This is a genomic window from Bacillus cereus (assembly GCF_002567495.1).
GTDB classification, from domain to species: Bacteria; Bacillota; Bacilli; order Bacillales; family Bacillaceae_G; genus Bacillus_A; species Bacillus_A cereus_AQ.
The window spans coordinates 41,069-47,484 of sequence record NZ_NVAP01000013.1 but is presented as its reverse complement, the minus strand read 5'-3'; the positions used below and the strand labels follow the sequence as shown (position 1 = coordinate 47,484).

Sequence of the window (6,416 nt, the reverse complement as noted above, 5' to 3'; positions counted from 1 at the left end):
TACAAGTATTGCCATAATTATAGTCCTCCATATTTCATTCATTATAAACTTCTCAAAGTATATCACATATTTCTTATCCTATGTTTAATATGCGAACACAGAAACTTACATTTTATCCCATAATAATTTTATAACATATACGATTCTAATCAGGTAATAAAAAAACGCCACATAATAAAAATCATGTGGCGTTTTTTTATTAAATTACGTAACAATATACACTTAGAAAATGCGTAAGACTACCTAATAATACAAAAACATGAAAAATTTCATGATGTCCCATATATTTAAACTCTAACCATTTTGGCTTTGTTCCATAAATAAATCCACCAATTGTATAAAAAATGCCACCAAGTACTAAGAAAACAATGCCTCCTGTACTTAAATTCTCAGCTAGCGGTGCAAAGAATAAAACAATTAACCAACCCATCGTAATATAAATTGCTGTCGATAACCATCTTGGACAATTAAACCAAAACATTTTAAACACAATGCCACAAATCGCAGTTGCATAGACTAAACAAAATAATAGCAAACCACTTGCTGAATTTAATGTAATTAAGCAAAAGGGTGCATATGTACCTGCAATTAATATAAAAATCATAGAATGATCTAGCTTCCTAAAGAAGTAAATAACACGTTCATTGGCCACAACACTATGATACACAGCTGATGCCGTATAAAGGACCATCATCCCAATACCAAACAAAATAACAGCTGTAATTGCAGCAAATGATGGCATCTTAATAGAAACTTTCACAAGCATAGCTAATAATGCAACAAATGACAATATCGCTCCACCCAAGTGAGTAAATGCATTGACTGGTTCTCTTACATAAGCATTCATAATAACACCCCTTATATAATTACATGTAGTTTTGATAACTACATGTAATTATATACACATTTCATTTTGAGGTCAACATTTACAATTCATTTGTTTCGTAATACCATATTTAAAGATATATTAAACATTAAGTTCCACTAAGTTATAAAAGTGAGGGATCCTACGTGGAAAATATAAATGAATTACTTGAAACATTACATTTAGAAAAAAATATTAAACTTGAGGATATTCCAAATGTTGACTTATATGTAGACCAAGTTGTCCAACTATTTGAAAATACTTATGCAGATACAACGAGAGCTGATGATGAAAAAGTATTAACAAAAACGATGATTAATAATTACGCAAAAGGGAAACTATTCATCCCTATCAAAAATAAAAAGTATTCAAAAGAGCATATGATTTTAATTAGCTTAATTTATCAATTAAAAGGCGCTCTCTCCATTAATGACATAAAGAGTTCATTAGAAAATATAAATAACTCCTTATTAAACGATGATACATTCGATTTAAATACGGTATATAAAAATTATCTCACTCTTACTGAAACCAATGTCGAAAGCTTTAAACAAGACGTAAATAACCGTGTTACTGAAGTAAATGAGATCTCTTCCTTAGAAGATACAAAGCTAGAAAAATTTCTACTATTAACATCCTTCGTGACTATGAGTAATATGTATAGACGTTTAGCAGAGCAACTAGTTGATGATTTGAAAAAATCATAAATAAAAAACTATCCACCTGTTAGAGTGGATAGTTTCCTATTTACTTAATTGCCTCATGAACTTTTAATTGTTTCCCTTTAATCGTTGTAGTCTTCATGACTTTCAATACAAGCGGTCCTTTTCCATTTAATATTTCAACGTAAGAAACGTTATCTTGTATCGTAATAATGCCTATATCTTCTGCTGTAACACCTTTAATTTTAGCAATTGTACCGACGAAATCTACCGCCCTAATTTTCTTTTTCTTCCCGCCATTAAAGTACAGCTTCATAATGCCTTTGTTTATGTCCGCATTTTTATCTTTCTTTATAATTGGTTTAGCATGTATCTTTTCTTCAAATGCAGCTTTCTCTTTCATAACTTCTTCTTTTGAAGGTCCAATTGCCTTTGGAATTTCAAAGCCAATATACTCCTCAATCTCTTCTAAAAATCTATTTTCATATGGTGTTATAAATGTAATAGCTTTTCCACTATTTCCAGCTCGTCCCGTTCTTCCAGTACGATGTACATAGCTTTCTTTTTCAAGTGGAATATCATAATTAATAACATGTGTAATATTATCAATATCAATTCCTCTGGCAGCTACGTCTGTTGCTACTAAATAACGGAATTTTCCTTTTCTAAAATCATCCATGACTTCAAAACGATCTTCTTGTACCATACCACCATGTATTTTGTCGCAAGGATAATTAGCTCGTTTTAACTGTCTATATACATGATCTACATTTTCTTGTGTACGGCAGAAAATAATACAACTATCAGGATTCTCAATCGTTGTTACATCTTTAAGTAGTGAAAGCTTCTCGTCTTCTATCACCTCGAAAAGTGTATGTTCAATTTTATCCGTCGTAATCCCAGCTGCTTTAATTTCAATATGAGTTGGTGAATTCATATATGTACGAGACAATTTTTCAACATCTTCTGGAAGTGTCGCTGAAAATAACATTGTCATTCTTTTTGTAGGTAATTCATCAATAATTGCCTCTACTTGATCGATAAAGCCCATATTTAGCATCTCATCTGCTTCATCAATAACTAAATACTTCAAACACTCTAAAGAAAGGGTACCCTTTTCAATATGATCCAACACACGACCAGGAGTCCCAACTACAATATGTGTCTTTTGCTTTAATTCTAATTTTTGACGTGCAAATGGAGATTTCCCATAAACTGCCGCAGCCTTAATCCTTTTGAATCGGCCTATATTCGTAATATCTTCTTTTACTTGTACCGCAAGCTCTCTCGTTGGTGTTAAAACTAATGCTTGTGGTTTATTCTCTTCCCACTCCACCATTTCACAAAGTGGAATACCAAATGAAGCTGTTTTTCCACTTCCAGTCTGAGATTTCACAACAAGGTCTTTCTTTTGCAATGCAACTGGAATAACCTCTCCTTGTACTTCTGTTGGATGATCATATCCTAATCCAGTAAGTGCCCTTACAATTTCCTTACTTAATTTATAATCAGAAAAACTTTTTTTACTCATATATTAACCTCATTTTATTCTATATTATTTTCTTTTTTATCTTTTATATGCGTTACTATCACTTTACTTATTATACTTGAAACCTCACATAAAAAGGTGAATCATGCCAGATTCATCTTTTTATATAGAAATAAACCTTTTCATAGTATCCTCCAGCCCTCCCCAAAGATAAAAAGCACATATACACCCCATGGAATTATCTCAATTTTTCAATCCTTTTATAAACGAACAATATAAATGAAAATACATTTTAAATTCGTTTTTAACGTCATTTCTCATATATATAATCTGTTTTTCAAAAAAATGTTAAGAAATCCTTTGACTTCTTAATAAAAATAATGTAAATTATCCTATGGACGAACATTTTTAATTAATAAAAATAAAATATTCGTATTTTAGGGGTGTAAATGATGGAAAACGTATTCGACTATGAAGATATTCAATTAATTCCTGCAAAATGCATTGTAAATAGCCGCTCTGAATGTGATACAACTGTCACTTTAGGAAAACATAAATTTAAATTACCTGTCGTGCCTGCAAATATGCAAACGATTATTGATGAAAGAATCGCAACTTATTTAGCTGAAAACAATTACTTCTATATTATGCATCGTTTCCAACCAGAGAAACGAATCTCATTCATTAGAGATATGCAATCACGTGGATTAATCGCTTCTATCAGCGTTGGTGTAAAAGAGGACGAATATGAATTCGTACAACAATTAGCTGCTGAGCACCTTACACCTGAATATATCACGATTGATATCGCACACGGTCATTCTAATGCTGTGATCAACATGATTCAACATATTAAAAGACATTTACCAGAAAGCTTCGTTATCGCTGGAAACGTTGGAACTCCAGAAGCGGTAAGAGAATTAGAAAACGCTGGTGCTGATGCAACAAAAGTTGGTATTGGACCTGGTAAAGTTTGTATTACTAAAATTAAAACAGGCTTCGGAACTGGCGGTTGGCAGCTAGCTGCACTTCGCTGGTGTGCAAAAGCTGCAAGTAAGCCAATTATCGCTGATGGTGGTATTCGTACACACGGCGACGTAGCTAAATCTATTCGATTTGGAGCAACTATGGTCATGATCGGTTCTCTATTCGCTGGTCACGAAGAGTCTCCAGGGGAAACTATCGAAAGAGACGGCAAACTTTATAAAGAATACTTCGGTTCTGCTTCTGAATTCCAAAAGGGTGAGAAGAAAAACGTTGAAGGTAAGAAAATGTTCGTTGAGCATAAAGGTTCTTTAGAAGATACGTTAATCGAAATGGAACAAGATCTTCAATCTTCTATCTCTTACGCTGGTGGAACAAAATTAGATGCTATTCGTACTGTAGATTATGTTGTCGTGAAAAACTCGATTTTCAACGGCGATAAAGTATATTAATTCTTAAATTTAAAAAGAAGGACAAGCATAGAAGTGCTTGTCCTTCTTTTTCATATATAAAAATGTAAAATATTTTTATTTTACTGAATTTTCTAGTATCATATTTTTAGATGCTTTTAATAAGGAGGATATAAGACATGAAAACTATAATTGAGAATCGTCTTGTTCGTGCTGAAGTACCTGACGAACTAAAATGGGATTTATCTGATTTGTATACATCCGACGATGAGTGGCATACCGCATTAAACGTATTAGAAAATGATATACAGAAACTTGATGCATTTAAAGGACTTTTACATACTAACTCCACAACTTTATTAAATTGCCTACTTTTAGAAGAAGAGCTTTTAATGAAGTTAACAAAACTGTACTCATATGCAAATTTAAAAGAATCTACCGATCGTACAAATCCAGTTATTCAAGCGAACTCTTCCAAAATTTCTGCTTTATGGACGAAAGTACATACTGCACTATCCTTTATCCATAATGAAATTCTCTCACTTGAAGAAGGAACAATTGAAAAATATTTAACCGAAGAAACAAAACTTGAACCTTTCCGTAAATCACTACTAGAAATACTACAAAAAAGGCAGCATACACTCTCTCCTGAAACAGAAGAAGCTCTTGCTGCACTTGGCGAAGTTCATAGTTCTCCATACAAAATTTATGGCATGACTAAATTGGCCGATATGGATTTCACTTCTATACAAGACGAACAAGGAAACGAACTCCCTGTTTCATTCGCATTATTTGAAAGCAAATATGAATTTTCTCCAAGCGCATACATACGTAGAAAAGCATACTCATCATTTGTTTCCACCTTGAAACGATATAAAAATACAGTTGCGACTACATATGCGACTGAAGTAAAAAAACAAGTAACACTTTCTCGCTTACGTAAATATGAATCCGTTACTCATATGCTTTTAGAACCACAAAGAGTTCCACTTGAAATGTATAACAATCAACTTGATATTATTTACAAAGAATTAGCGCCTCATATGCGCCGTTTTGCAGATTTAAAAAAGAAAGTATTAGGACTCGATCAAATGCTTTTCTGCGACTTACATGCACCTTTAGATCCTGAATTTAATCCGGCGATTACTTATGAAGAAGCAGGCACACTCATTCAAGATTCTTTAAAAGTATTAGGCGATGAATATAGTTCCATAATTGACAAAGGATTCAAAGAAAGATGGGTAGATCTTGCAGATAACGTAGGCAAATCAACGGGGGCATTTTGTTCAAGTCCATACGGCTCTCATCCCTATATTTTAATTACATGGCAAAATACGATGCGTGGATGCTTCACATTAGCACATGAATTTGGACATGCTGGTCATTTTTATTTAGCAAATAACAACCAGCGCATTATGAATGTACGCCCATCTATGTACTTTGTTGAGGCGCCATCAACGATGAATGAATTACTATTAGCTCAGCATTTACTAGCGACTACTGAAGATAAAAGAATGCGCAGATGGGTCATTCTACAACTACTTGGCACATATTATCACAACTTTGTTACTCACTTACTTGAAGGTGAATATCAACGTAGAGTATATGCTCTAGCAGAAGAAGGAAAAGCCCTTACAGCTACAACTTTAACTGAAATAAAAACAAATGTCCTTTCGACATTCTGGGGAGATTCTGTAGAAATCGATGAAGGTGCCGGCTTAACATGGATGCGTCAGCCTCATTATTATATGGGTCTATATTCTTACACATATTCTGCAGGCCTCACTGCATCTACTGCAGTAGCTCAAATGATTAAAGAAGAAGGACAACCTGCTATTGATCGCTGGTTAGATGTGCTTCGCGCTGGTGGTACAATGAAACCACTTGAACTAATGAAACATGCCGGAGTAGATATGTCAAAACCAGATGCAATCCGTAAAGCTGTTTCTTACGTTGGTTCATTAATTGATGAATTAGAGCATTCTTATCAAGAATAAAAAAATAAG

Annotated in this window: 5 protein-coding genes; 3 read left to right on the top strand and 2 right to left on the bottom strand. The window is 33.4% G+C overall.

Going from position 1 to position 6,416, the window contains the following annotated elements:
* Positions 1–199: 199 nt before the first annotated feature.
* Positions 200–847, bottom strand: coding sequence for a PAQR family membrane homeostasis protein TrhA (gene trhA, locus COK05_RS06910; RefSeq protein WP_098611987.1), 648 nt, complete (start codon positions 845–847; stop codon positions 200–202).
* Positions 848–1,011: 164 nt separating this feature from the next.
* On the opposite strand from trhA, the gene COK05_RS06905 reads away from it, so the two are divergent.
* A complete protein-coding gene (locus tag COK05_RS06905; protein ID WP_098611986.1) occupies positions 1,012–1,572 on the top strand; it encodes a DUF1836 domain-containing protein in 561 nt (186 codons plus the stop codon).
* Positions 1,573–1,612: 40 nt separating this feature from the next.
* Here the strand turns inward: COK05_RS06905 and dbpA are convergent, their stop codons facing one another.
* Complete coding sequence (gene dbpA, locus COK05_RS06900; protein ID WP_000039350.1) at positions 1,613–3,058, bottom strand: ATP-dependent RNA helicase DbpA; 1,446 nt, start codon at positions 3,056–3,058, stop codon at positions 1,613–1,615.
* Between the two features lie 410 nt (positions 3,059–3,468).
* On the opposite strand from dbpA, the gene guaC reads away from it, so the two are divergent.
* Both guaC and pepF read left to right on the top strand, forming a co-directional pair.
* A complete protein-coding gene (guaC, locus tag COK05_RS06895; protein WP_098611985.1) occupies positions 3,469–4,452 on the top strand; it encodes a GMP reductase in 984 nt (327 codons plus the stop codon).
* 137 nt (positions 4,453–4,589) lie between these two features.
* The gene (gene pepF, locus COK05_RS06890) at positions 4,590–6,407 is read left to right on the top strand and encodes an oligoendopeptidase F (RefSeq protein ID WP_098611984.1); all 1,818 of its coding nucleotides are present in this window, start codon (positions 4,590–4,592) and stop codon (positions 6,405–6,407) included.
* The last annotated feature ends 9 nt before the right edge of the window (positions 6,408–6,416 follow it).